General features: G+C 72.7%; 23 protein-coding genes and 1 riboswitch. Of the genes, 15 read left to right on the top strand and 8 right to left on the bottom strand.

The genetic code is table 11. From position 1 onward, the window contains the following. Positions 1 to 93: 93 nt before the first annotated feature. The gene (gene thiE, locus Q4A22_RS01890; protein WP_303176824.1) at positions 94 to 795 is read right to left on the bottom strand and encodes a thiamine phosphate synthase; all 702 of its coding nucleotides are present in this window, start codon (positions 793 to 795) and stop codon (positions 94 to 96) included. 128 nt (positions 796 to 923) lie between these two features. Beyond that, positions 924 to 1,047: riboswitch (TPP riboswitch) on the top strand. On the opposite strand from thiE, the gene thiO reads away from it, so the two are divergent. From thiO to moeB, 4 genes are all read left to right on the top strand, one after another. After that, positions 1,037 to 2,305, top strand: coding sequence for a glycine oxidase ThiO (gene thiO, locus Q4A22_RS01885; RefSeq protein ID WP_303176823.1), 1,269 nt, complete (start codon positions 1,037 to 1,039; stop codon positions 2,303 to 2,305). It overlaps the preceding riboswitch by 11 nt. Next, positions 2,302 to 2,646, top strand: coding sequence for a sulfur carrier protein ThiS (gene thiS, locus Q4A22_RS01880; RefSeq protein WP_303176822.1), 345 nt, complete (start codon positions 2,302 to 2,304; stop codon positions 2,644 to 2,646). The genes thiO and thiS overlap by 4 nt, the downstream gene beginning before the upstream one ends. 84 nt (positions 2,647 to 2,730) lie before the next feature. After that, complete coding sequence (locus tag Q4A22_RS01875; protein WP_303176966.1) at positions 2,731 to 3,639, top strand: thiazole synthase; 909 nt, start codon at positions 2,731 to 2,733, stop codon at positions 3,637 to 3,639. Beyond that, entirely contained in the window at positions 3,636 to 4,949 is a 1,314-nt protein-coding gene (moeB, locus tag Q4A22_RS01870) for a molybdopterin-synthase adenylyltransferase MoeB (protein WP_303176821.1), read from the top strand. The genes Q4A22_RS01875 and moeB overlap by 4 nt, the downstream gene beginning before the upstream one ends. 193 nt (positions 4,950 to 5,142) lie before the next feature. On the opposite strand, the gene Q4A22_RS01865 is transcribed toward moeB, so the two are convergent. From Q4A22_RS01865 to Q4A22_RS01855, 3 genes are read right to left on the bottom strand one after another with little or no spacing between them, the layout of a single operon-like run. Further along, entirely contained in the window at positions 5,143 to 5,787 is a 645-nt protein-coding gene (locus tag Q4A22_RS01865) for an LUD domain-containing protein (RefSeq protein ID WP_303176820.1), read from the bottom strand. Continuing rightward, positions 5,784 to 7,691 (bottom strand): lactate utilization protein B, encoded by a 1,908-nt coding sequence (locus Q4A22_RS01860; protein ID WP_303176819.1) that lies wholly within the window; start codon positions 7,689 to 7,691, stop codon positions 5,784 to 5,786. Before Q4A22_RS01860 ends, Q4A22_RS01865 begins: the two co-directional genes overlap by 4 nt. Then, positions 7,688 to 8,530 (bottom strand): (Fe-S)-binding protein, encoded by an 843-nt coding sequence (locus Q4A22_RS01855; protein WP_303176818.1) that lies wholly within the window; start codon positions 8,528 to 8,530, stop codon positions 7,688 to 7,690. Before Q4A22_RS01855 ends, Q4A22_RS01860 begins: the two co-directional genes overlap by 4 nt. Positions 8,531 to 8,819: 289 nt before the next feature. Here Q4A22_RS01855 and Q4A22_RS01850 point away from each other — a divergent pair, with 289 nt between their 5' ends. Then, a complete protein-coding gene (locus Q4A22_RS01850; protein WP_303176817.1) occupies positions 8,820 to 10,490 on the top strand; it encodes an L-lactate permease in 1,671 nt (556 codons plus the stop codon). A gap of 83 nt (positions 10,491 to 10,573) precedes the next feature. After that, positions 10,574 to 11,296 (top strand): FadR/GntR family transcriptional regulator, encoded by a 723-nt coding sequence (locus Q4A22_RS01845; protein WP_303176816.1) that lies wholly within the window; start codon positions 10,574 to 10,576, stop codon positions 11,294 to 11,296. Between the two features lie 352 nt (positions 11,297 to 11,648). On the opposite strand, the gene Q4A22_RS01840 is transcribed toward Q4A22_RS01845, so the two are convergent. Next, positions 11,649 to 12,395 carry a response regulator transcription factor gene (locus Q4A22_RS01840; protein ID WP_303176815.1) on the bottom strand — a complete coding sequence of 249 codons (747 nt, stop codon included), beginning with the start codon at positions 12,393 to 12,395 and terminating at the stop codon, positions 11,649 to 11,651. A 22-nt stretch (positions 12,396 to 12,417) separates the two neighbouring features. Here Q4A22_RS01840 and Q4A22_RS01835 point away from each other — a divergent pair, with 22 nt between their 5' ends. Genes Q4A22_RS01835 through Q4A22_RS01825 form a run of 3 tightly spaced genes read left to right on the top strand, consistent with a single transcriptional unit; the run spans position 12,418 to position 14,188 of the window. Continuing rightward, positions 12,418 to 12,624 (top strand): hypothetical protein, encoded by a 207-nt coding sequence (locus tag Q4A22_RS01835; protein ID WP_303176814.1) that lies wholly within the window; start codon positions 12,418 to 12,420, stop codon positions 12,622 to 12,624. Then, complete coding sequence (locus Q4A22_RS01830; protein WP_303176813.1) at positions 12,621 to 13,823, top strand: sensor histidine kinase; 1,203 nt, start codon at positions 12,621 to 12,623, stop codon at positions 13,821 to 13,823. Before Q4A22_RS01835 ends, Q4A22_RS01830 begins: the two co-directional genes overlap by 4 nt. Then, entirely contained in the window at positions 13,820 to 14,188 is a 369-nt protein-coding gene (locus Q4A22_RS01825) for an MGMT family protein (protein WP_303176812.1), read from the top strand. Before Q4A22_RS01830 ends, Q4A22_RS01825 begins: the two co-directional genes overlap by 4 nt. A gap of 76 nt (positions 14,189 to 14,264) precedes the next feature. Here Q4A22_RS01825 and Q4A22_RS01820 read toward each other — a convergent pair whose 3' ends face one another. Beyond that, positions 14,265 to 15,236, bottom strand: coding sequence for a phosphoribosylaminoimidazolesuccinocarboxamide synthase (locus Q4A22_RS01820; RefSeq protein ID WP_303176811.1), 972 nt, complete (start codon positions 15,234 to 15,236; stop codon positions 14,265 to 14,267). After that, positions 15,233 to 16,591 carry a phosphoribosylamine--glycine ligase gene (gene purD, locus Q4A22_RS01815; RefSeq protein ID WP_303176810.1) on the bottom strand — a complete coding sequence of 453 codons (1,359 nt, stop codon included), beginning with the start codon at positions 16,589 to 16,591 and terminating at the stop codon, positions 15,233 to 15,235. Before purD ends, Q4A22_RS01820 begins: the two co-directional genes overlap by 4 nt. A gap of 70 nt (positions 16,592 to 16,661) precedes the next feature. Here purD and Q4A22_RS01810 point away from each other — a divergent pair, with 70 nt between their 5' ends. The 5 genes from Q4A22_RS01810 to purM all read left to right on the top strand — a co-directional run bounded on the left by Q4A22_RS01810 (position 16,662) and on the right by purM (position 21,198). After that, positions 16,662 to 17,678: an asparaginase gene (locus Q4A22_RS01810; protein WP_303176809.1), complete on the top strand. Its 1,017-nt coding sequence runs from the start codon at positions 16,662 to 16,664 to the stop codon at positions 17,676 to 17,678. Then, positions 17,675 to 18,040, top strand: a complete 366-nt coding sequence (locus tag Q4A22_RS01805) for a sterol carrier family protein (RefSeq protein ID WP_303176808.1) — start codon at positions 17,675 to 17,677, stop codon at positions 18,038 to 18,040. Before Q4A22_RS01810 ends, Q4A22_RS01805 begins: the two co-directional genes overlap by 4 nt. Before the next feature lie 80 nt (positions 18,041 to 18,120). Further along, entirely contained in the window at positions 18,121 to 18,480 is a 360-nt protein-coding gene (locus Q4A22_RS01800) for a hypothetical protein (protein ID WP_303176807.1), read from the top strand. A 13-nt stretch (positions 18,481 to 18,493) separates the two neighbouring features. After that, positions 18,494 to 20,041, top strand: coding sequence for an amidophosphoribosyltransferase (purF, locus tag Q4A22_RS01795; protein ID WP_303176806.1), 1,548 nt, complete (start codon positions 18,494 to 18,496; stop codon positions 20,039 to 20,041). Beyond that, on the top strand, positions 20,038 to 21,198 hold the full coding sequence (gene purM / locus Q4A22_RS01790) for a phosphoribosylformylglycinamidine cyclo-ligase (RefSeq protein ID WP_303176805.1): 1,161 nt from the start codon (positions 20,038 to 20,040) through the stop codon (positions 21,196 to 21,198). The genes purF and purM overlap by 4 nt, the downstream gene beginning before the upstream one ends. Before the next feature lie 253 nt (positions 21,199 to 21,451). On the opposite strand, the gene Q4A22_RS01785 is transcribed toward purM, so the two are convergent. Beyond that, a complete protein-coding gene (locus Q4A22_RS01785) occupies positions 21,452 to 21,652 on the bottom strand; it encodes a DUF3073 domain-containing protein (RefSeq protein ID WP_303176804.1) in 201 nt (66 codons plus the stop codon). Positions 21,653 to 21,897: 245 nt separating this feature from the next. Between Q4A22_RS01785 and Q4A22_RS01780 the strand changes: the two genes are divergently transcribed. After that, positions 21,898 to 23,748 carry a BCCT family transporter gene (locus tag Q4A22_RS01780; RefSeq protein WP_303176803.1) on the top strand — a complete coding sequence of 617 codons (1,851 nt, stop codon included), beginning with the start codon at positions 21,898 to 21,900 and terminating at the stop codon, positions 23,746 to 23,748. Positions 23,749 to 23,840 lie beyond the last annotated feature (92 nt).

Raw genomic sequence — 23,840 nt, 5'->3', positions numbered from 1 at the left:
CGGGGAGCCGCCGTCGCGTGGTCGCCCGCGTTCCACCCCACATCTCGACCCCGGACCGTGGCCCTTGCGCGCCCCTGAACGGCGCCGCCGGTCTCAGCCCGGCAGCCCCTCCCGCAGGGCGCGTGCGGCGGCGGCCACGTCCGCGGCCTCGGTGACCGCCCGCACCACCACGATGCGGGTGGCCCCGGTGGCGAGCACGGCGGGCAGGCGGGCGGCGTCGACCCCGCCGATCGCGAAGAACGGTGTGTCCCCCGCGTGCTGGGCGGCGTAGCGCGGCAGTTCCAGGCCCACGGCGGCGCGCCCCGGCTTGGTGGGGGTCTCCCACACGGGTCCGGTGCAGAAGTAGTCCAGGCCGGGGTCCGCGAGCGCGGCGTCCACCTGCGTGGTGGAGTGGCACGAGCGGCCCAGCAGCACGTCCGGGCCGAGCACCGTGCGCGCCTGGGCCGTGGTGAGGTCGCCCTGGCCCACGTGGAAGACGTCCGCACCGGTGAGCAGGGCCACGTCCGCACGGTCGTTCACCGCGAACAGCTTCCCGTGCTCGCGCGCCACCTCGGCCAGGACCTCGATGGCCTCGATCTCCGCGGCGGCCTCCAGTGCCTTGTCCCGCAGCTGGACGATGTCCACCCCGCCGTCGTAGGCCGCGTGCAGGAACTCACGCAGGTCGCCCCGCTCCCGCCGGGCGGTCACGCACACGTAGAGTCGCGCGTCCCGCAGTGCGGCGCGGCGCCGGGTGCCCACCTCCCCCGCGCCCCGTCCCGGTTCCTGGACCTGTGCCTGCGTGTCTGTGCGTGTCATGGGCCCATCGTGGCACGGACGGCCGCCCCGGCGAACGGGGTGCCCCCCTTCCCCGGGTCCCCCGGCACGCGCGCGGCGAGGAGGACTAGACTGGCGGCGTCGTCCGGGCCGCGCCAGCGGCGCCGACCGACGAGTTCCACGGGAGCCCGCCCTCGTCCTCGCAGACCACCGCAGCGGGCTGAGAGGGCGTGAGCCGCCGACCGGTCACCTGATGCGGGTCATGCCGCCGGAGGGAGGAAGGATGTCCGAGAGCGCAGCCGCCCACGTGGTGGTGGCGGGGGCGGGCCTGATCGGGCTTGCCACAGCCCTCGAGCTGCGACGCCGCGGCGCCGCGGTCACGGTGGTGGACCCCCGGCCCGCGTGGGGTGCCACCCGCGCCGCCGCCGGAATGCTCGCGCCGGTGGCCGAGACCCAGTACGGCCAGGAACGGCTCTACCCCCTCATGCGCGCCTCGGCCGCCGAGTACCCCGGCTTCGTAGAGCGCGTGGCCGCCGCCACCGGGCTGCCCACGGGCTACCGCACCGAGGAGACCCTGGTGGTCGCCGCCGACGCCGCCGACGCCCGGTCCCTCTCCGACCTCGCCTCCCACCAGATCGCCTCCGGCATGGACGTCGAGGAGATCTCCACCCGCGAGGCCCGCTCCCTGGAGCCCGCCCTGGCCCCGCGGCTGGGAGGAGCGGTGCGCATCGTCTCGGACCGCCAGGTGGACCCGCGGATGCTCGCGGCCGCCATGGTCGAGGCGCTGAGCGCCCCGCACCTGGACACCCTGGGGGACGTGCCCGACGCCGGCCCCGTCACGTGGTGGACCAGCCGCGTGGACTCCGTGCAGGTCTCCCGCGCCGAGCCCCCCACGGCCACCGGCGTGGTCCTGGACAGCGGTGAGCGCCTGCCCGCGGACGCCGTGGTGGTGGCCTCCGGGCTCACCGCGAACACCGTGGGCGGACTGCCCGCGGACCTGGAGCTGCGGCTGCGCCCGGTGTTCGGGGACATCCTGCGGCTGCGCGTCCCGGACTCCGTGCTCGCACCCGGCGAGGAGCACCTGCTGAGCCGCACGGTGCGTGCCCAGGTTCTGGGGCGGCCGGTCTACATGGTCCCGCGCGCGGACCGCACCCTGGTGCTGGGTGCCACGAGCCGTGAGGACGGGCGGGAGAACGTGCTGGCCGGCGGCGTACACCAGCTGCTGCGGGACGCCCGCACCGTGGTGCCCGCCATCGACGACTGCGACGTCCTGGAGATGATGGCCCGCGCCCGTCCCGGCACCCCGGACGACCTCCCCTACCTGGGTGGCACCTCCGTGGCCGGACTCGTGGTGAGCACGGGCCACTTCCGCCACGGGATCCTGCTGACCCCCGTGGCCTCCCGCCTGGCCGCGGAGCTCGTGACCGGGATCCTGGACCCGCAGGTGGAGCACGCGCAGGACGGAGAGTTCCTCGCCGCGGTCGATCCCGCCCGCCACAGCACCCCTGACACCCCGACCGACCCCACCCTCATGCCGGAAGGACTCGCATGACCACCTCGCCCACACCTTCCACCGCTCCCCGCGAGCCGCACGACGCCGCACGTCCCGTCCCCGCCACGGGCGAGTTCCCACCGGTCCCGGACCGGGACGCCGCGGGCACCGCCACCGTGAACGGCTCCCCCGTGCAGGTGCACGAGGGCTTCACCCTCACGGACGCGGTGGCCGGGCTCACCGGCCGGGAGATCGGTCCGGACGGCACCGCTGCGGACGGGCACCCCCTGGGGATCGCCGTGGCCGTGGACGACACCGTGGTCCCCCGCTCCCTGTGGGCCACCACCGCGGTGGCCGCCGGGCAGTCCGTGGAGATCGTCACCGCGGTCCAGGGAGGCTGAGCCGTGAGCACCCCACAGCACGAACCCGCCGCCGAGAACCGGGCCCGCACCACCACCGACACCTCGGAGCCTGGCCCGCCCCCGCTGGCGGTGGCCGGCGCGGAGCTGAGCTCGCGGCTCATCATGGGCACCGGCGGCCTCACGGACCTCGCCATGCTGGAGCGGGCCCTGCTCGCGTCCGGCACGGAGCTCACCACGGTGGCGCTGCGCCGCTTCGCCCCCGGCCCGCCCCGCCCGGGCCACGCGCCCGCGGGGGGTGGCCCGGCGGCGTCGTCCGGGGCGCCGCAGGACAGCCTCTACGGGGTCCTGCGCCGCCACGGCATCCGCGTGCTGCCCAACACGGCGGGGTGCTACACCGCGCGGGACGCCCTGCTGACCGCCGAGCTCGGCCGGGAGGCCCTGGAGACCGACTGGGTGAAGCTGGAGATCATCTCCGACGAGGACACCCTGCTCCCGGACGGGGTCGAGCTGCTGGACGCCACCGAGAAGCTCGTGCGCCGGGGCTTCCAGGTCTTCGCCTACACCTCCGACGACCCGGTGCTGGCCCTGCGCCTGGAGGACGCCGGAGCCGTGGCCGTGATGCCGCTCGGCGCCCCGATCGGCACGGGACTGGGCGTCCTGAACCCGCACAACATCGAGCTCATCGCCTCCCGCGCCTCCGTGCCCGTGGTGCTGGACGCGGGCATCGGCACCGCGTCCGAGGCCGCGCTGGCCATGGAGCTGGGGTGCGACGCCGTGCTGCTCGCCTCCGCGGTCACGCGCGCCCAGGACCCGGTGGCCATGGCACGGGCCATGAGGCACGCCGTCCACGGGGGTCTGCTGGCCCGGGGCGCGGGGCGCATCCCCCGCCGCACCCACGCGCTGGCGTCCTCCCCCATGGCCGGGAGGATCGGCGCCGGTGAGGACGCCCCGCGCGGCGACTGGCCCGCACGCGCCGGTGTCCCGGACGGGGCGGCGGACGGCGCCGAGCAGCTGGGGAGCACCGACCGGTGAGCGCGCTGCCCCGCTTCGACCCCCTGGTGGCGCCCGCCGCCGAGCTCACCCGCGAGGAGCTCGAACGCTACTCGCGCCACCTCACGCTCACGCAGTTCGGCCCGGAGGGGCAGCGCCGGCTCAAGAACGCCCGCGTGCTGGTGGTCGGTGCCGGTGGTCTGGGCGCGCCCGCGCTGCAGTACCTCGCGGCGGCCGGCGTGGGAACCCTGGGGATCGTGGACGACGACACCGTCTCCGTGTCCAACCTGCAGCGCCAGGTGATCCACACCGTGGCGGACGTGGGTCGGCCAAAGGTGGACTCCGCCGCGGCCGCCGTGGCTCGGCTCAACCCGCTCGTGGAGGTGCGCACCCACGAGACGCGGCTGAGCCCGGAGAACGCGCTGGGGATCTTCGCGCAGTACGACCTCGTGCTGGACGGCGCGGACAACTTCGCCACCCGCTACCTCGTGGCCGACGCCGCCGAGCTCAGCGGAATCCCCGTGGTGTGGGGCTCCATCCTGCGCTTCGACGGCCAGGTCTCCGTGTTCTGGGCGGGCCACGGCCCGGTGTACCGGGACCTGTACCCGGAGGCTCCCCCCGCCGGGTCCGTCCCCTCCTGCGCGGAGGGCGGGGTGCTGGGCGTGCTGCCCGCCACCATCGGGTCCGTGATGGCCACCGAGGCGCTCAAGCTCCTCACCGGCATCGGCACGCCGCTGGTGGGCCGTGTCCTGGTCCACGACGCCCTCGCCCAGACGTGGCGCACCCTCACCGTGCTCCCGGACCCCCTGCGCGAGCCCGTCACGGACCTCTCCCAGGTCCTGGTGGCGTGCGGGCTCCCCGGTCCCGACGACGCCGCCGCACCCGCCCCGGGCGCCGACGTCACCTCCCCCGGGTCCGTCCTCGGGGGCACCGGAGCCGCCGGAGCGCAGGGGATCGCAGGAAGGCAGGTGGCCGGGGGCGGGGCACCCGCGGCACCGAGCGCCGTCGAGACCGTGGACGCCCCGGAGCTGGCTCGGATGCTGGCGGCCCGGGACCGCGGGGAGGCCGCGTTCACGCTGGTGGACGTTCGGGAGGACTGGGAGCGGGAGCTCGTGTCCATCCCGGGCTCCGTGGCGGTGCCCCTGGACCGGCTGCTCGTCGACGGTGTGAAGGCCCTGCCCGCCGAAACCGAGGGGGACGTGGTGCTGCACTGCAAGGCGGGGGTCCGCTCCGCCCGGGCGCTGGCGGCCCTGCGCGCGGACTACGCCCTGCGGGAGGACAGCCTCAAGCACCTGGACGGCGGGATCCTCGCCTGGATCGACCGGGTGGACCCGACGCAGCCGCGCTACTGAGGCCTACGCGCCCACCGCTGAGCGCGGAAACCCGCGCACCACCGACGATGCCCCCCCACGGGTGCCCCGGACCGCAACCGCCATCCATCGGCAGGGTCCTACCGAGTGTTAAGTGGAGCAAATGCCACCTACCCGCGAGTAGATGGCATTTGCTCCACTAATGCACACCGGAAAGCGGCAACGGGCCCCGCCCTCAGCCCAGCAGGATCACGTCCAGCGTGCGCGGCCCGTGCACACCCTCCACACGCTCGAGCTCGATGTCCGAGGTGGCGGACGGGCCGGAGATCATGGTGGTGGGAGCGGTGGGCTCCACCCGGGACATGGCCTCCGGGACCAGTTCCACCACGGTGTCCAGCGGCACGATGCAGATGTGGTGGTCCGGCACCAGCGTGATGGCGCGCCGCCCCTCGTCCGGGCGCCCAGACAGGAAGATGGTCCCCGTCTGCGCACAGGACACGGTGGAGGAGGTGACCACGGCGTCCACCCGGTTGAGGTCCCGCACGGTGAGGGCGGAGGCCTTGCGGCCGTCGTTGGGGTCCACGATCGCCCGGCGGGCGGCGGTCTCCTCCGGCAGCAGGGCGGTGTCCAGTCCCTCGGGGATCACGTAGCGCGCCGAGGCGCCGAGCTGCGTGGCGATCCGCTCCGCCACGGTCTGCGCGGTCTCCCGGAACACGTTGGCCTTGTAGTCCACGAGCCGGTCCTCGAGCATGTCCACGACCTCCTCGTGGGGCAGCTCGGAGGTGCGACGGTAGTCCCGGGGGATCTCGGGAGCCCGCGGATGGTCCCTGAGCGCGCCGTTGAGCCGCTCCAGGATCTCGGTCTTCGCGTCCGTGCTCATGCCCGTTCCCCGTTCCCGCCGCGCTGGCCGCTGCGGTCGATGTTGTCCTCCTGCGGATCCCCGGTGGCCTCCGAGGCGGCACCCGCCACGGCGTCGGGTCCGGCGCCCGGGGCGTCACCACCCGCTCCCCTGCCGGTGGCCGTGGGGGCCGGCCCCGCGGCGTCGTCGTCGGAGGCGGTGGAGGGCGCACCGGCGGGAACGCCGTCCCGCTCGAGCCGGGCATCCGTCTCGCCCTCGTGCTTCTTCCACCAGTTGCGGAAGGACTCCCTGGGAGGCTCGGGGACGTCCCGCTCGTCCGTCCAGCCACCCACCACACCGGGCAGCCAGCCGATCGCGTGGTCCCGCCCGGCGACCACGCGCCCCAGCGGCAGGCCCCGCTCGGCCAGGGACATGCGCCTGCCGGAGGACATCACCAGGGACGCGCCCTTCATCATGGCGTCCATCTGCGTGGGCAGGCCGCGGGTGGGCACGGCCTGGCGGACCCGGCGCCCGGCGCGACGGGCGCGCGCGCCCAGCTCCTGCAGCGAGCCCTCGCGGGGCGCGCCGTCCTGGCCGCCGCGGCCCTCGTCCGCGGTGAGGGACTTCTCCTCGCGCCAGCCGTCCTGCTCGCCCACCGCGGGATCCTGGGACAACGGCGCCGGCGAGGCCGCGTCCACGCGCTCGCCGTGCTTGGTGCGCACGTCCTCGTCCCGCAGGTGCACCAGGATGTCCGGGATGTTGATCTTCACGGGACACACCTGGTAGCAGGCACCGCACAGCGAGGACGCGTACGGCAGGGACGCGTTCTCCTCGGAGGTGATGCCGGTGAGCTGCGGGGAGAGGATCGCACCGATCGGCCCCGGGTAGGTGGAGCCGTAGGCGTGTCCGCCCGCCTGCTCGTAGACGGGGCACACGTTCAGGCACGCCGAGCAGCGGATGCAGTGCAGGGCCGAGCGGCCCTGGGGGTCCGAGAGCACCGCGGAACGGCCGTTGTCCAGCAGCACCACGTGGAAGTTCCTGGGCCCGTCCCCGGGGGTCACCCCGGTCCACAGGGAGGTGTAGGGGTTCATGCGCTCGCCAGTGGAGGAGCGCGGCAGCAGCTGGAAGAAGACCTCCAGGTCCTGGTAGGTGGGCAGCAGCTTCTCGATGCCCATCACGGTGATCAGGGTCTCCGGCAGGGTCAGGCACATGCGCCCGTTGCCCTCGGACTCCACCACGGAGAGGGTCCCGGTCTCCGCGATGCCGAAGTTCGCCCCGGAGATCGCCACCCTGGTGGTGAGGAACTTCTCCCGCAGGTGCTGCCGGGCGGCCTCCGCGAGCACGCGGGGCTCACTGGTGAGCTCGTCCGTGGTCCCGGGCATCTCGCGCCGGAAGATCTCGCGGATCTCCTCGCGGTTCTTGTGGATCGCGGGCACCAGGATGTGGGAGGGCTTGTCGCGGCCGAGCTGCACGATGAGCTCCGCGAGGTCCGTCTCCGTGGCGGTGATCCCGTGCTCCTGCAGGTGGTCGTCCAGGCCGATCTCCTGGGTGGCCATGGACTTCACCTTGATGACGTCCGTGGCGTCCTGCTCCTGGACCAGGCGGGTGACGATCGCGTTCGCCTCGTCCGCGTCCCGCGCCCAGTGGACCACGCCGCCGCGCGCCGTCACGTTCGCCTCGAACTGCTCCAGCAGCTCGGGCAGGCGCGCCATCACGGTCTCCTTCACGGCGGAGCCCGTGTCCCGCAGCTCGCTCCAGTCCGGGACCTCGCCCACCACGCCCGCGCGCTTGTGGCGGATGCTGTGGGTCGCGTGCCGGATGTTGGCGCGCATCTGCTCGTTCTGCAGCTCTTTTTTGGCTGCCTTCGGGAACGCCACCTGGGCGTGCAGGTTGCCCTGCCCGTGCACGGGACGCACGGCCGGCATGCCGAGGGATGTGACGCTCATCGAGTTGCTCCTGCCGAGGCGGCCGGGCGCGCCGCACGGCGACCGGCCTGGGGGATGGACAGCTCCACGGGCCCGTCCACGACGAGCGGGTTGGCCCGGGTGGAGGCGAGGATCTCCGCGAAGTGCACGGTCTGCACGGCCACGTCCCGCTTGGAGGCGGCACCGCCCAGGTGCATCAGGCAGGAGGCGTCCCCGCCCGTGCACAGCGAGGCCCCGGAGTCCTGGATGTTGCGCAGCTTGGCCTCCGCCATGGCGCCGGAGACGTCCGGGTTCTTGAAGGAGAACGTGCCGCCGAAGCCGCAGCACTCCTCAGCGTCCGGCAGCTCGTGGAAGTCGATGTCCGCCACGGAGCGCACCAGGTCCTTCTGACGGTCGCCCAGCCCCAGCAGCCGCATGCCGTGGCACGAGGGGTGGTAGGTCACGGCGTGGGGGAAGTAGGACCCCAGCTGCTGCGCGGCGTCGGTGACGCCCAGCACGTCCACGAGCAGCTCAGAGAGCTCGTAGGTGTTCGCGGCGACCAGCTCGGCCTCCTCCGCGAGGGCGTCGTCCCCGCACTCGCGGGCCACCACGGGCTGCTGGTGGCCCAGGGAGGCCACGCACGAGCCGGAGGGGGCCACCGCGACGTCGTAGTCCGTGCTGGTGAAGGCCCGCACGTGGTTGCGGATCACGGGCATGGCGTCGTCGAAGTAGCCGCTGTTCACGTGCATCTGGGAGCAGCACCCCTGCCCCTGGGGGAACACCACCTCGTGGCCCAGCCGCTCCAGGATCCGCACGGTGGCCAGGGCCACCCGGGGATACATGGCATCCACGATGCACGTGGCGAAGAGCGCGATTCTCATGTTCTGGTCTCCCAACCTCTGCCCCGGGTGGAACTGCGTGGCCCGTCCAGGCTACGCCGGTGAGCCGTGTCACAACAAAGTCCGGGAGTCCTGCGTAGTGCCGCCATCCGGGGCGGAGCGGCGGCTCGGCACGTGTGACCTGCGTCATGTAGTGTGTGTGGTCGGACCATATGGTCTGACCACTTATCGTACGACCGGTGGCCGAGGCGGCCGCTCACGTTTCCTCGGACCGGGCACCCGCCGCGCCGGCCTCTCCACCCCCGATCCCGACTCACCCCTGGGAGAACGCGTGAACACCTTCACCGCCGCGACCGACGCCGTGGGAGGCAGCGTGGGCCTGTCCGCCCTCGTGGGCTGCCTGCCCCTGCTGACCTTCTTCGTGATGCTGCTGGCACTGCGCGCCAGCGCCTACGCCGCGGGGCTGGCCTCCCTCGCGGTGGCGCTCGTGGTGGCCGTGCTGGGCTTCGGCATGCCCGTCCACCTCGCGGCGCTGACCGCCACCCAGGGTGCCGTCTACGGGCTGTTCCCCATCGTGTGGATCGTGGTCATGGCCCTGTGGTTCTACCAGGTCACGGTCCGGTCCGGGCGCTTCGAGGACCTGCGCACCATCTTCGACACCATTGGCGGCGGTGACCTGCGCATCCAGGCCATGCTGATCGCCTTCTGCTTCGGCGGTCTGCTCGAGGCCCTCGCCGGCTTCGGCGCCCCCGTGGCCATCACGGCGACCATGATCCTGGCCCTGGGCCTGAAGCCCCTCAAGACCGCCACGCTGGTGCTGATCGCCAACACCGCCCCCGTGGCCTTCGGCGCCATCGCCATCCCCATCACCACGGCCGGCACCCTCACGGACCTGAGTCCCGCCCACATCGGCGCGGTCGTGGGCCACCAGGCGCCCTTCTTCGCGTTCGCGGTCCCCTTCTTCCTGCTGCTGATCGTCGACGGCGCCCGCGGCCTCAGGCAGGCGTGGCCCGCCGCGCTCGTGGTGGGCGGCAGCTTCGCCATCGCCCAGTGGTGGTGCGCCACGCACTTCTCCTACGAGCTCACGGACGTGGTGGCCTCCCTCGTGGGCCTCGCCGCCGTGGTGGTCCTCATGCGGTTCTGGCGCCCCCGGGGTGCGGAGCAGGTGCGGGCGGACCTCGGGGTGCAGCGCCCCGAGAACGCCGCGGTGCTCACCCCGGGCCGGGTGTGGATGGCCGTGCTGCCGTACGTGCTGGTGGTCGCGGTCTTCGGGATCGCCAAGCTCTGGACGCTCGGCGTGGACGTCCCCAAGGCGCTGGCCGCCACCGACGTCAAGATCCCCTGGCCCGGCCTGCACGGGCACCTGCTCAACGCCAAGGGCGAGGCCATCACCGGCACCGTCTACACCTTCCAGTGGCTCTCCAGCCCGGGCACGCTGCTGCTGGTCACCGGCCTGGTCGTGGCGGTGGTCTACTCCGTCTTCACCCACGGCGGGATGTTCCGCCTGAGCATCGCGGACGCCCTCGCGGAGATCGGGCGGTGCTTCTGGAAGATGCGCTTCTCCGCACTGACCATCGTGTCCGTGCTGGCGCTCGCCTACGTGATGAACTTCTCCGGCCAGACGCTGGCCATCGGCACCTTCGTGGCCGGGCTGGGCGGGGCCTTCGCGTTTTTCTCCCCCGTGCTCGGCTGGGTGGGCACCGCCGTCACAGGGTCCGACACCTCCGCGAACGCCCTGTTCGCCAACCTGCAGAAGACTGCGGCACTGGGCTCCGGGCTGGACCCGCACCTGATGACCGCCGCGAACACCTCCGGCGGTGTGGTGGGCAAGATGATCTCCCCGCAGTCGCTGGCCATCGCGTCCTCCGCCGTGGGCATGCAGGGCAAGGAGTCCAGCATCTTCCGCTCCGTGGTCCCCTGGTCCCTGGGCATGCTCCTGGTGCTGTGCTGCCTGGTGTTCCTGCAGTCCAACGTGCTCGCGTGGATGCTGCCCGCGGCGTGAGCCTGTGGATACAGTGATGCAGATCCGGCCCGCCACCGCACCCCGCGGTGGCGGGCCATCGTGTGCCGTCATCGGGAGGAACCATGAGCACTACACCCGCCTACACGGTGGTGCTGGACTGGCTCGAGCACCGGCTGCGCTCCGGCGCCCTGCGCGTGGGAGACAAGCTGCCGGCCGAGCGCAGCCTCGCGGAGGACTTCGGAATCTCCCGGGCCTCGGTGCGGGAGGCTGTGCGGATCCTCGCCGCCATGGGCCTCGTCCGCTCCGCGACCGGGTCGGGCCCGCAGTCCGGGGCCACCGTCATCTCGGACCCCTCCGCCGCCCTGGGGTGGGCGCTGCGGATGCACATCGCCACCCGCTCCCTGCCCGTGGCGGACGTGGTGGCCACGCGCGTGCTGCTGGAGACGCAGTCGAGCCTGGACGCGGCGGCGTCGTCGGCACCGGGGCGCGAGGCCGCGCTGGCGCAGGCCGGAGAGCTGCTGGACCGCATGGAGGACCCGGACGTGGACGACGCCGCGTTCCACGCCCTGGACGCGCGGTTCCACCTCACCCTCGCGTCGCTGGGCGGGAACGTGGTGCTGGAGACCATCATGGCGTCGCTGCGGGAAGCCATGATCGGCTACGTGCAGGAGACGGTGGCGGCCACGCAGAACTGGCCGGAGATCCGGGACCGGCTGCGGGGGCAGCACCGGGCCGTGCTGCGCGCCACCGAGGCGCGGGACGGGGAGACGGCGGCCCGTCTGCTGCGGGAGCACATCACATGGTTCCACGGCCACGCGCCCGCGCAGAGCGCCGAGATGGACTGAGCGCGGCGGGGAGAACGGCGGGACGGAGAAACCCCGGCACCCCCTGGTCGGAGGGCGCCGGGGCCAGGCTCGTGTCCGCCCTGGACCGCTGACGCAACGGGGGTTCCGGAGCTGCACGCGAGGTGATCCAGGCCTCGCGGAACTCGTCCGGTGAGGGGGTGACGAGAACCCCCGCTGCGAACTCAGCGGTCCCCTCCCGCGGGGGCGTCCGGACGCCGTACAACCGCCCGAGCCCCTGGGGAGCGCGGGACGCCATCGCTGACGTCCACCAACCACTGTGCCGCACCCGGGACCGGGACCACCATGGCCATTCGGCCAGACTTAGACGGGAAAGCTGAACGGGGACTGTGAGTCAGTGCATCCCCGGGGTGGAGTCCACGTCCAGCGCGGGGTGCACGAGACCCCACTCGATGCCGGAGATCAGCACCTGCACCCGGTCCCGGACGGCCAGCTTCTCGCACAGGTGGGAGACGTAGGACTTCACGCTGCCGTGGGAGACCATCATGCGCTCGGCGATCTCCGCGTTGTTGAGCCCCTTGGCGATCCACTCCAGGGTCTCCTGCTCGCGGGGCGTGAGCCGGGGCGCGCCCGGGTGGGGACCCGGCGGCTGGGACATGGCGGCGTGGGTCAGCACCCCCCGGTTCTTGCCGCGCCGCACGGAGGGCACCGGCACGTCCCCCAGCACGTTGTTCGCCAGGGAGATGGCCACGGAGGGCGAGAGGGCGAGCTCGTCCTCGCGGATCAGGCTCACGGCGGAGACGATCTCGTGGTGGCGGGCGTCCTTGACCAGGTAGCCCGAGGCGCCGGCGCGCAGTGCCGGGACCACGTACTCGAGCGTGGAGAACGTGGTCAGGGCCAGCACCTTGGTGTCCGGGCACTGCCGCACGATCTGACCCGTGGCCTCGATCCCGTCCATGCCGGGCATCCGGATGTCCATGAGAACCACATCGGGGGACAGCTCCAGGCACTTCGACACGGCTTCGGCCCCCTCGGACGCCTCACCGACCACCTCGAAGCCCGGCTCCGCCCGGAACAGGCTCGCGAGAGCGTCTCGCATGAGCGGATGGTCGTCCACCAGAAGAAGCCTGCACAAATCCATGAAGCGATCATAAACTGGGCCCATGACTCAGCTCTCACGCGGCACCGACGCCGCCTCCGCCCCTGCCCGCCGCTCCTCCGTCCTGCGCGCCAGCGCCGCCGCGGCCCTCGCGGTCTCCATGCTCTTCGCCTCGGTGGGCCCCGCCCTCTCGGCCGCGGACAGCGGTTCCGTCCGCGGTCCCGGCAGTGCGCTGTGCCGGTTCTTCCCCATCTACTGCAACCCCAGGTGACCGACGCCCCCGCAGACCCCGACAAGAAACCGGGCGCCCGCGCGCGGGCCATGCCGAGCTGGCTTCGCATCGTCGCGGTGCTCTTCGCGGCGGTGGCCCTCTTCGACGACCTGCGAGCGCTGGACTGGACCTCGCTCTCGCCGAGCGCGGCGGCACTGACCTCGGCGTGGATCGTTATGAGCTACGGCGCGGTGGCGCTGCTCGCGTGGTCCGCCGCGGCCAGTGCCACGGCCATCGCCCTCTCCTACGCCCTGTGCCTGGTGCTGGACGAGTACTCCATCACACTGCTCTGCGGCTGCGTGGTGATGGTGGGAGCGGTGGCCATGCTCCGGCGCGCCGCCCTGCTCGCGCACCTCGCCGTGACGGTCGCCTGGGTGGCCGTCACGGCGTGGATGCTGGACGGCACGGACTTCTTCTGGGCGCTGGGGCTCCCCCTGGGCATCGCCGCCCTGGTGGGGGTGGCGGTGCGCTTCTTCGTGGGCGAGTACCGCCTCAACGCCCGGCGCCTCGCCGCCATGGAGGCCACCCACGAACGGCTGCGGGAGCAGGAGCGCCTGGCACTGGCCCGGGACCTGCACGACGTGGTGGCGCACGAGCTGACCCTGGTGACCATGCAGGCCGCGGGGTCCCAGCGCCAGACGGACCCGACCGAGCTGCACCGCACGATCGACACCATGGACACCGCCGCGCGCTCCGGGCTCACCGAGCTGCGGACCCTGCTCCACCTGCTGCGGGACCCCCACGGCCCAGCCCCGGACGGCGCCGCGGAGGCCGGTGAGCGCGGCAGCGCCTCCGGGCTGACCACGGGCTCGCTGCACGGTGTGGCGCAGACCCTGGAGTCCAGTCTGGAGCGCGCCGGACTGCACCCGCAGTTCGTGCTGGACGAGGGCGTGGACGACATCCCCACCTCGATCCGCGGCACCGCCGCCCGGGTGCTGCAGGAGGCCTCCACCAACATGATCAAGTACGCGCCCACGGGCTCCCCGTGCCTGGTGCGCATGACCGCCGTGGACTCCACCGTGCACATCCACACCGAGAACCGGGTCTCCCCCGGCACCCAGGAGCTCGACCACCGTGAGCTGTCCTCCGGGTTCGGGCTGCGCGGGATCCGGGAACGGGTGGCCCTGCTGGACGGCCGGGTGGACTACGGCGCCCACGACCACACGTGGCACCTGGACGTGCGGATCCCGGTGTCGTGAGAGCCGACGAGGGACCACCCACCGGAGCCGCCGCGGTCCGGGCGGTGCGGGAGGTGGTGACCCGGATTCCGCCGGGCACGGTGCTCAGCTACGGGGACGTGGCGGAGCTCGCGCTGCTCGCCACCCCGCGGGTGCCCGCGCGCATCCTGGCACTGGGCCAGGTCGGTCCGGACGCACCCTGGTGGCGCGTGGTGCGGGCGGACGGGACGCTGCCGGACCATCTGCAGATGTCCGCGCGGGAGCACTACGAGCGGGAGGCCACGCCGTTGCGGGACACCGCCGCCCACTGGGCGCAGGTGGACATGGCCCGCGCACGGTGGGACGGGCGCCACCCCCGGGACGGTGCCCCCGAGGGCGCGCCGTGACGGCGGAGCAGTGACCGCGCCCCGCTGACGGACGTGCTGCTGCGGGGGAAACCGGGGGAGGTCGTGTCCCCGTGGCTCAGAACTCGGCGGGCCCGGCCACCTCGAAGAACGAGCCGCGGGGGTCGAAGACCCGCCCGGTGAGGCGCTCGTAGGCCTCTACGTACCGCTCACGAGTCTTGGTCACGACCTCTTCCGGCAGCTCCGGCACGGGCCCGCTCCCGTCCCAGCCCGAGGCGTCCGAGCGCAGCCAGTCCCGCACGTACTGCTTGTCGAAGGACGGCTGGGAACGGCCGGGGCGGTAGGTCTCCATGTCCCAGAAGCGGGAGGAGTCCGGGGTGAGCACCTCGTCCCCCAGGGTGATCGCGCCGCGGTAGGAGTCCAGTCCGAACTCCACCTTGGTGTCCGCCACGATGATGCCCCGTTCGCGGGCGATCCGCTCCGCACTGGTGTAGATCTTCAGGGAGAGCTCTCGCAGCCGGTCCGCCACGGAGTTGCCCACCACGTCCGCCATCTCCTGGTAGGTGATGGGCTCGTCGTGCTCGCCCAGCTCCGCCTTGCCCGAGGGCGTGAAGATGGGCTGCTCCAGCCGGTCGCCGTCTCGCAGACCCTCCGGCAGCTCGATCCCGCACACCGCGCCGGTGGCGCGGTAGTCCTTGAGCCCGGACCCGGTGAGATAGCCGCGCACGATGTTCTCCACCGGGAACATGGAGAGGTTCTTGCACACCACCGCGCGCCCGCGCACGGACTCGTGCACGTCCGTGGTGAGGATGTGGTTGGGGATCCCCTCCAGCTGCTCGAACCACCACAGGGAGAGCTGGGTGAGGATCGTGCCCTTGTCGGGGATCTCGGTGGGCAGCACCTGGTCGAACGCGGAGATCCGGTCGCTCGCGACCACCAGCACGGCACCGGCCCGGTACTCGGCGTCGTCGCCGATGGCCGCCCCCGTGGGGGTCACCCGGGACTCGTCCGGGACGTAGAGCTCCCGCACCTTGCCGGAGTAGACGTGCTTCCAACCGGGGATCTCGGGGGGCGTGGGGTGCTGACTCATGCGTGCTCCTCTGCTGCGCTGTGCTGCTCCGGGTCGGAGGTGCGGTCCGACGGGGCGGACGTCTCCCCCGCGGGCGCGGTTCCCGGGACCGCCACCCGGCCCTCGGCGGCCGCCAGGGCGATGTCCGTGCGGTAGTGGGATCCGGCCAGGTGGATGTGCTGCATGCCACGATAGCCGCGCTCGCGCGCCTGCCGCAGGTCCTCGCCGCGCGCCACCACTGCGAGCACCCGCCCACCGGCGGAGACGGTCTCGCCGGACTCCCCCAGCGCGGTGCCCGCGTGGCAGACATGGGTGTCCGGCTCACGCGCCGCGGCCTCGAGACCCGTGATCGCATCACCCTTGCGCGGGGCCCCGGGATAGCCCTGGGCCGCCAGCACCACGGTCACGGACGCGCCGGACTTCCACTCGAGCGCGCGGTCCTCCGAGAGGCGTCCCCGGGCGGCGTCGAGCAGCAGACCCCCCAGCGGGGTGTCGAGCATGGCCAGCACGGACTGGGTCTCGGGGTCACCGAAACGGGCGTTGAACTCGATGACCTGCACGCCCCGGGGCGTGACGGCCAGACCGCAGTAGAGCACACCCGTGAAGGGGGTGCCGCGGCGTCGCAGCTCGTCCACCACGGGGCGGGCCACGCGGTCCACGACCTCCTGCGTGAACCCCTCGGGCAGCCACTCCAGCGGGGTGTAGGCTCCCATGCCCCCGGTGTTGGGGCCCTGGTCGCCGTCACGCACGCGCTTGAAGTCCTGCGCGGGCAGCAGCGGGACCACGTGGGTGCCGTCGCTGAGCACGAAGAGGGAGACCTCCGGCCCGTCCAGGAACTCCTCCACGAGCACCGAGCCGCCGGCGTCGAGGCACTCGCGGGCGTGGGCCTCCGCGCGGTCGCGGTCCTGGGTGACCACCACCCCCTTGCCCGCGGCCAGGCCGTCGTCCTTGACCACGTGGGGGGCGCCGAAGGTCTCGAACGCCTCTCGCACCTCCGCGAGGTCCGCGGTGGACACCGCGCGTGCCGTGGGAACGCCCGCGGCGGCCATGACCTCCTTGGCGAACGCCTTGGACCCCTCGATCCGGGCGGCCTGCGCCGAGGGACCGAAGACCGGGATCCCCGCCGCCACCAGGGCGTCCGCGACTCCGGCCACGAGGGGCGCCTCCGGGCCCACGACCACCAGATCGGAGCCCAGCTCCCGGGCGAGCGCCACCACGGCGTCCGGGTCCTGGGCGTTGAGCGGGTGCACCGGCACGTCCTGGGCGATCCCAGCGTTGCCGGGCGCCGCGTGCACCTCGTCCACGTCCGGGTCCCGCAGCAGGGACGTGATCATCGCGTGTTCGCGGCCGCCGGGGCCCACCACCAAAACCTTCACCAGCCCAGCGTATCGGCAGGGCGGCCCGGGAGGAGGGCGACGCCCCGTGGGGCGCTGTCATACTGGGTCCATGGAGACCTTCAGCTCGGATCAGGCCGTGGACCTCGCCGTGGTGCGGCGCAGCGGGTTCGTGGAGTCCCGCCACCGCGGCTCGGCCGTGGTGCTCGCCCCGGACGGCTCCGTGGCGTTCTCCGTGGGCGCCCCGCAGGAGCTGATCTTCCCGCGCTCCACCCTCAAGCCCTTCCAGGCCGTGGCCGCCATGAAGGCGGGGGCGGCCCTGCGGGGCGAGCAGGTGGCGATCGCGGCGGCGTCGCACACCGCCACGTTCGACCACCTGGACACCGTCACCTCCATCCTCAGGGCCGCCGGCCTGGGCCCCGAGGCCCTGCAGTGCCCGCCCGACTGGCCCCAGGACGAGGACACCCGCACCTGGCTCGCGCGCACCGGGCGCGGGCAGAACCGGATGTGCATGAACTGCTCCGGCAAGCACGCCGCGTTCCTGCTGGCGTGCGTGACCAACGGCTGGCCCACCGACTCCTACCTGGACCCGGAGCACCTCCTGCAGCGGCTCGTGGTGGAGACCGTGGAGGAGTTCGCGGGAGAGACCGTCTCCCACCTGGGTGTGGACGGCTGCGGGGCACCGCTGCCCGCGATCAGTCTCACGGGGCTGGCGCGCATGTACTCCACGCTGGGCCGCGCCGCGCGCAACATCCAGGCGGACGCCCGAGCCGCGACCGTGGCCACCTCCATGCTGGACTACCCCGAGTACGTGCAGGGCCCGGGCCGCTCCAACACCGTGATCATGGAGGAGCTGGACGTGATCACCAAGCTCGGCGCGGAGGGCGTGCTGGGCCTGGGCACCCGCTCCGGGTGGTCCGTAGCCATCAAGATGCTCGACGGCTCCTCGCGCGCCAACTCGCTCGTGGGCCTCACGCTGCTGGCCCACGCGGGTGCCATCTCGCAGGCCGACGCCGACCGCGTCCTCGCGCGCGTGCTGGCGCCCATCACCGGGGCCGGACGTCCCGTGGGAGCCGTGGAGCTCGCCCCCGAGCTGGTGGGGCTGCTGGAGGGGCCGGTGCCCGCGTGAGCACCCGTCGCAGGGTGGACCCCGCGGACGGTTCCCTGGCCCTGGCGCGGTGGCGCAGGGATCCCGACGCCGCGGACCGCCGCACCACCGCCACCGCCGTGCGCTACTGCCTCGAGGAGCTCGGCTCGCGCGCGGAGGGGAACTCGGTGGAGGTGCGGGTGCCCCCCTTCGGGGTCACGCAGTGCGTCGCCGGGCCCCGGCACACCCGCGGCACCCCGCCCAACGTGGTGGAGACGGACGCGGCCACGTGGCTGGCCCTGGCCACCGGCGCCGAGACCTGGGCGGATGCGGTGGCGCGGGGAACCGTGGCGGCGTCGGGAACCCGCACGGACCTCTCCGCGTGGCTGCCCCTGTTCCACTGAGCGAACTCCCAGCGGACCGCAAGACGGGTTCAGTCCCACCCGGGCACGGCGCCCGCCCGGTGCGCGATAGCCTGGGGACCATGAGCTCCGCCAGCCCACAGACCCCCGCCACCCCGCAGACCCCGGGCCCTTCCGCGCAGCCCGCGGCGGCCACGCAGGAGATGACGGCGCGCCGCGCGCCGAACCTCGTGGCGTTCATGGCCACGGGTGCCGGGGTGGGTGCGATCGCGGGGCTGCTCGTGGGGGCGCTGGGGCCCGGCTCACTGGCCTACACCCGCGCGGCGATCATCGGGTTCTTCCTCATGGCCTTCCTGATCCTGGGGGCCACCCTGGGGATCGTGGTGGGTCTGCTGCTGGACCGGATCTCCCTGCGCCGGGCCCGCACCGTGGCCGCGGAGGTCAGGGAGTTTCACGAGGACGGTCAAAGCCCCAGCTCGTGAGACACTGTCTCTCGTGGTTCGAGCTGACGGAAAACTCTCTCACGACCTTCTTCCCGGCGAGAAAGGCCCCCAGGACGCGTGCGGCGTGTTCGGCGTGTGGGCCCCCGGGGAGGACGTGGCCAAACTGACCTACTACGGCCTGTACGCGCTGCAGCACCGCGGACAGGAGTCCGCGGGCATCGCCACCTCGGACGGCGAGCGCATCTCGGTGTACAAGGACATGGGGCTCGTGTCCCAGGTCTTCGACGAGACCACGCTGAACACCCTGCAGGGCTACCTGGCCGTGGGGCACGCACGGTACTCCACCACGGGTGCCTCCCACTGGGCCAACGCGCAGCCCACGCTCGGGGCCACCCCGCACGGCACGCTCGCGCTCGCGCACAACGGCAACCTCACCAACTCGGCGGAGCTCTACGACCTGCTGATCGACAAGTCCGGGTTCCCCTCCCGCGGCGAGATGGCCCGCGGCAACACCACGGACACCGCCCTGATCACCGCCCTGCTGGCGGAGCACCCCCTGAACTCGCTCGAGGAAGCCGCCATGAAGCTGCTGCCGCAGCTCGTGGGCTCCTTCTGCCTCACCTTCATGGACGAGACCACGCTCTACGCCGCCCGCGACCCCCTGGGTGTGCGACCCCTGGTGCTCGGCCGCCTGGAGCGGGGCTGGGTGGTCGCCTCCGAGACCGCCGCCCTGGACATCGTGGGCGCGTCCCTCGTGCGCGAGGTGGAGCCCGGCGAGTTCATCGCGATCGACGAGAACGGGCTGCGCTCCAGCCGCTTCGCGGAGCCCACGCCGGCCGGCTGCGTCTTCGAGTACGTCTACCTGGCGCGCCCGGACACCACCATCAACGGCCGCTCGGTGTACGAGTCCCGCGTGGAGATGGGGCGCGAGCTCGCCCGGGAGCACGCCGTGGAGGCGGACCTGGTGATGCCCACCCCGGAGTCCGGCACGCCCGCCGCGATCGGCTACGCCGAGGCCTCGGGCATCCCGTTCGGCCACGGGCTCGTGAAGAACTCGTACGTGGGGCGCACGTTCATCGAACCCTCGAACACCATCCGCCAGCTGGGCATCCGGCTCAAGCTCAACCCGCTGCGCTCCATCGTGGCGGGCAAGCGCCTGGTGGTCGTGGACGACTCCATCGTGCGCGGCAACACCCAGCGGGCCCTGGTGCGCATGCTGCGTGAGGCCGGTGCGGCGGAGATCCACGTGCGCATCTCCTCGCCGCCCATCAAGTGGCCGTGCTTCTACGGCATCGACTTCGCCTCCCCCGCCGAGCTGATCGCGAACGGGCTCGCCGTGGAGGAGGTGCGCGCCTCCCTGGGGGCGGACTCCCTGGGCTACATCTCCGAGGACGGAATGATCGAGGCCACCAAGCAGAAGCGCTCGAACCTGTGCACCGCCTGCTTCTCGGGCGAGTACCCCACGGCGCTGCCCAAGGCCGACCGGCTCGGCAAGGCTGTCCTGGAGGCTCCCGGAGCGCACGCGGAGCCCTCCGAGGACCTCGTGAGCCCCGTACCCACCACCGACACCGCCGCATCCCCCGAGGAGACCCGCGCATGAGCCCCCAGAAGCCCCAGGACGCACAGTCCGTCACCTACGCCAGTGCCGGGGTGGACGTGGCGGCCGGGGACCGCGCCGTCGAGCTCATGAAGGCCGCGGTGAAGGCCACCCACACCTCCGGGGTGGTGGGCGGCGTGGGCGGCTTCGCGGGCCTCTACGACGTCTCGGAGCTCACCCGCTACCGCAGGCCCTACCTGGCCACCTCCACGGACGGTGTGGGCACCAAGGTGGCCATCGCCCAGTCCCTGGACGTGCACGACACCATCGGCTGGGACCTCGTGGGCATGGTCGTGGACGACATCGTGGTGGTGGGCGCCAAGCCCCTCTACATGACCGACTACATCGCCACCGGCAGGGTGGTTCCCGAGCGCATCGCGGACATCGTCCGCGGCATCGCGGCGGCCTGCGAGGTCGCGGACACCGCGCTCGTGGGCGGGGAGACCGCGGAGCACCCCGGGCTGCTCGGGGTGGACGAGTACGACGTCGCCGGCGCCGCCACCGGCGTGGTCGAGGCGGACGAGCTGCTGGGGCCGCAGCGCGTGCGCGACGGTGACGTGGTCATCGGCATGGCCTCCTCCGGCATCCACTCCAACGGCTACTCCCTGGTGCGCCGGGTGATCAACGTGGCCGGGTGGCAGCTGGACCGGCAGGTGAGCGAGCTGGGCCGCACCCTCGGCGAGGAGCTGCTCGAGCCCACGCGCGTGTACGCCTCGGACGTGCTGGACCTGGCGCGCACTTTCCCCGTGAACGGTGAGGACGGCACCACGGGTCACGGGGTGCGCGGCTTCTCCCACGTGACCGGCGGTGGCCTGGCCGCGAACCTCGCGCGCGTCCTGCCCGCCGACCTGCAGGCCACCGTGGACCGCTCCACGTGGTCCCTGCCGCCCGTGTTCCGGCTCGTGGCGGAGCTGGGCCACGTTCCCCAACCGGATCTGGAGCGCACCCTGAACCTGGGCGTGGGCATGGTTGCGATCGTGGACCCCACCGTGGCCGACGCCGCCGTGGCCCACCTGAACGAGCGCGGCCTCCCCTCGTGGGTCATGGGCCGCGTGGGCCCCGTGGACCCGGAGGCATCCCGGCACGGCAGCGACTGGGTGCAGGGCGCCAAGGGCGTGGCCGGTGGCGGGGTCCTCATGACGGGACGCTACGCGAGCTGAGAAGCTCCTGCCCGTGCCCGCCCCTGCATCCCACGGGCGGGCACGGCAGCGCAGTTGGCACCGCCCACGTGCAGACCCGGAAGCGGCTCACACGGAGCGGACAGCACGAAGGAACCACCCGCTTGCGGTGCGGGTGGTTCGTCGAGGTGAGGCGACCTGCGCTCCCGGGGCTCGCCGCGGCACCCGGTGGAGCCGGTGACGGGAACGGCCCCGCGGTGCGTGCTCGCACCCGGGGCCTCCCGTCCGCATCGGGTCAGTCGTAGTCGGAGTACTTGTCCGCGTAGGTCGAGTAGTCGTCCTCGTCCTCGGCGGGTTCCTCGTGGTTCCCGGCTCGGGATGACGGCGTGGTCCCGCGCAGCTCGCGCTGCAGGGCCGAGTAGTCGGTCTGCGGGCTGAAGTACTTCATCTCCCGCGCCTGCCGTGTCGCCTTCGCCTTTTGACGGCCGCGCCCCATGGCGTGACCCCCTCTGCGTCTCGTGTCCGATGGGCGGTGCCGTGTTCAGCACACAGTACGGCCCCGGAGTGTCTTGTCATTTTTCGTGAGTCCAGGGTACATGTTTTGAACGGTTCTCGCGTACCGCCGGGCCCGGCGTTCACCCCCGGCCGAGCGGGTCCTGCGGCCCCCCGCCCACGGGCCGGTACAGTGGGACGGCCCCGGTGCCCCCGCCCACCCCCTCCCGGACCAGAACGCAGGTTCCCATGAGCTCCTCACACCGTCCGCCGCAGGCCTCCTCCAGCCCGTATCCGCACGACACCCACCCGGGGCTCGTCCCCGGCGTCTCCGTGGAGGAGCAGCGGGTGCGCTACCGCACGGACCGCATCACGTTCGGCGTGGCCGGTGCGCTGATCGTGGGGTTCGTGGTGTGGGGTGCGGTCTCCACCCGGTCACTCACCGCGGTGTCCACCACGGCGCTGCACGCGGTGGTCACCTACGGCGGATGGGTGTTCACGCTCCTGGCCGCCGTGGTGCTGCTGTTCCTGCTCTACGTGGGCTTCTCCCGCTACGGCCGGATCCCGCTCGGCAAGGACGGCGAGACCCCCGCCTACTCCATGGGCTCCTGGATCGCCATGCTCTTCGCCGCCGGAATGGGCGTGGGGCTGATCTTCTTCGGCGTCTACGAGCCCGTGACCTACTACATGACCCCTCCCCCGGGGCGTGCCGAGCCGCAGAGCTACCACGCCATGCACTCGGCCATGGCGCAGACCATCTTCCACTGGGGCCTGCAGGCCTGGGCCATCTACGCCCTGGTGGGTGCCGCCGTGGGCTACGCCGCCTACCGGCGCGGGCGTCCGCTGCTGATGTCCGCGATCTTCGGGCAGCGGGCCCACCTCACCGTGGGCGGGCGGCTCATCGACATGTTCGCCATCGTGGGGATCCTCTTCGCCACCTCCGCCTCCCTGGGGCTCGGGACCCTGCAGATCGGGCGGGGCCTGCAGATCGTCACCGGCATCGGCGAGGTGGGCAACGGCGTGCTCATCGCGATCATCGCAGTGCTCACGTGCGTGTTCCTGGTCTCCGCCATCTCGGGCGTGGCCAAGGGCATCCGCCGGCTCTCCAACTTCAACATGGCCCTCGCCGCGGTGGTGGCGTTCTTCCTCTTCGTGGCCGGTCCCACCGTGTTCCTGCTCAACTTCATCCCCTCCGTGGTGGGCACCTACTTCGGGGAGATGTTCCAGATGCTGTCCCTCTCCGCCTCGTGGGGCCCGGAGGCGGAGAAGTTCATGCAGACCTGGACCCTGTTCTACTGGGCCTGGTGGGTCTCCTGGGCGCCCTTCGTGGGGGTGTTCGTGGCCCGGATCTCCCGCGGGCGCACTCTGCGCCAGTACGTGAGCGTGGTGCTGCTGGCGCCCACCGTGATCTGCGTGCTCGCGTTCTCGATCTTCGGCGGCACGGCCATCTGGCTGCAGCGCTCCGGCACCGACATCGCCGGTGCGGCCTCCCCCGAGGACATGCTGTTCCGGGTGCTGGACGCGCTGCCGTTCTCCACCATCACCCCAATCGCCGTGATGGTGCTGCTCGCGGTCTTCTTCATCACCTCCGCGGACTCCGCCACCCTGGTGATGGCGTCCATGTCCCAGCAGGGCAAGCCGGAGCCTGACCGGAAGATCACCGTGTTCTGGGGTGTGGCCCTGGCCGGGGTGTCCTCGGTGATGCTGGCCGTGGGCGGCTCCGACGCCCTGCAGGGACTCCAGAACCTGGTGACCGTGGCGGCCCTGCCCTTCGCGCTCATCCTCCTGGCCCTGATCCCCGCGTTCCTGCGGGACCTCTCCACCGATCCCATGAGCCTGCGCCACCGCTACGCCCGCACCGCCTTGGAGAACGCCGTGCGCCAGGGCATGGGCGAGCACGGCGACGACTTCGCCCTGGAGGTCCGCCACCAGGAGGGTCCCGCCGCGGCCGGGCACGACGTGGACTCGACCGGTGAGCGCATGAGCTCCTGGTACCAGCGCACGGACGAGGACGGGCGCCCCGTGGGCTACGACTACGAGCGGGACAGCTACGTGGACCCGGAGCCGGGCCCGGCGGCCTCGCCATCCCGAAACCGGTAGGAGGCCTGTTCAGAGGCCGGACACGGCGAAGCGCCGGGGCGCGGCCCTCCCGGCCCGCCGGTCGCGCGGTGCCCGCGGCGGCCCGGTGGGGT

This window comes from Kocuria sp. (assembly GCF_030530945.1).
GTDB lineage: Bacteria > Actinomycetota > Actinomycetes > Actinomycetales > Micrococcaceae > Kocuria.
Note: the sequence above shows the minus strand (reverse complement) of the source record. Positions and strands in the feature narration are given on the sequence as shown.

Coding starts and splice junctions, on each gene's coding strand:
- Q4A22_RS01865 (WP_303176820.1), bottom strand. CDS start 5,787: ATGAGCACGGACGCGAAGACCGAGATCCTGGAGCGGCTCAACGGCGCG.
- Q4A22_RS01785 (WP_303176804.1), bottom strand. CDS start 21,652: ATGGGGCGCGGCCGTCAAAAGGCGAAGGCGACACGGCAGGCGCGGGAG.
- Q4A22_RS01810 (WP_303176809.1), top strand. CDS start 16,662: ATGGAGACCTTCAGCTCGGATCAGGCCGTGGACCTCGCCGTGGTGCGG.
- Q4A22_RS01800 (WP_303176807.1), top strand. CDS start 18,121: ATGAGCTCCGCCAGCCCACAGACCCCCGCCACCCCGCAGACCCCGGGC.
- Q4A22_RS01780 (WP_303176803.1), top strand. CDS start 21,898: ATGAGCTCCTCACACCGTCCGCCGCAGGCCTCCTCCAGCCCGTATCCG.
- thiO (WP_303176823.1), top strand. CDS start 1,037: ATGTCCGAGAGCGCAGCCGCCCACGTGGTGGTGGCGGGGGCGGGCCTG.
- Q4A22_RS01820 (WP_303176811.1), bottom strand. CDS start 15,236: ATGAGTCAGCACCCCACGCCCCCCGAGATCCCCGGTTGGAAGCACGTC.
- Q4A22_RS01860 (WP_303176819.1), bottom strand. CDS start 7,691: ATGAGCGTCACATCCCTCGGCATGCCGGCCGTGCGTCCCGTGCACGGG.
- Q4A22_RS01835 (WP_303176814.1), top strand. CDS start 12,418: ATGACTCAGCTCTCACGCGGCACCGACGCCGCCTCCGCCCCTGCCCGC.
- purM (WP_303176805.1), top strand. CDS start 20,038: ATGAGCCCCCAGAAGCCCCAGGACGCACAGTCCGTCACCTACGCCAGT.
- Q4A22_RS01845 (WP_303176816.1), top strand. CDS start 10,574: ATGAGCACTACACCCGCCTACACGGTGGTGCTGGACTGGCTCGAGCAC.
- thiS (WP_303176822.1), top strand. CDS start 2,302: ATGACCACCTCGCCCACACCTTCCACCGCTCCCCGCGAGCCGCACGAC.
- Q4A22_RS01855 (WP_303176818.1), bottom strand. CDS start 8,530: ATGAGAATCGCGCTCTTCGCCACGTGCATCGTGGATGCCATGTATCCC.
- thiE (WP_303176824.1), bottom strand. CDS start 795: ATGACACGCACAGACACGCAGGCACAGGTCCAGGAACCGGGACGGGGC.
- Q4A22_RS01840 (WP_303176815.1), bottom strand. CDS start 12,395: ATGGATTTGTGCAGGCTTCTTCTGGTGGACGACCATCCGCTCATGCGA.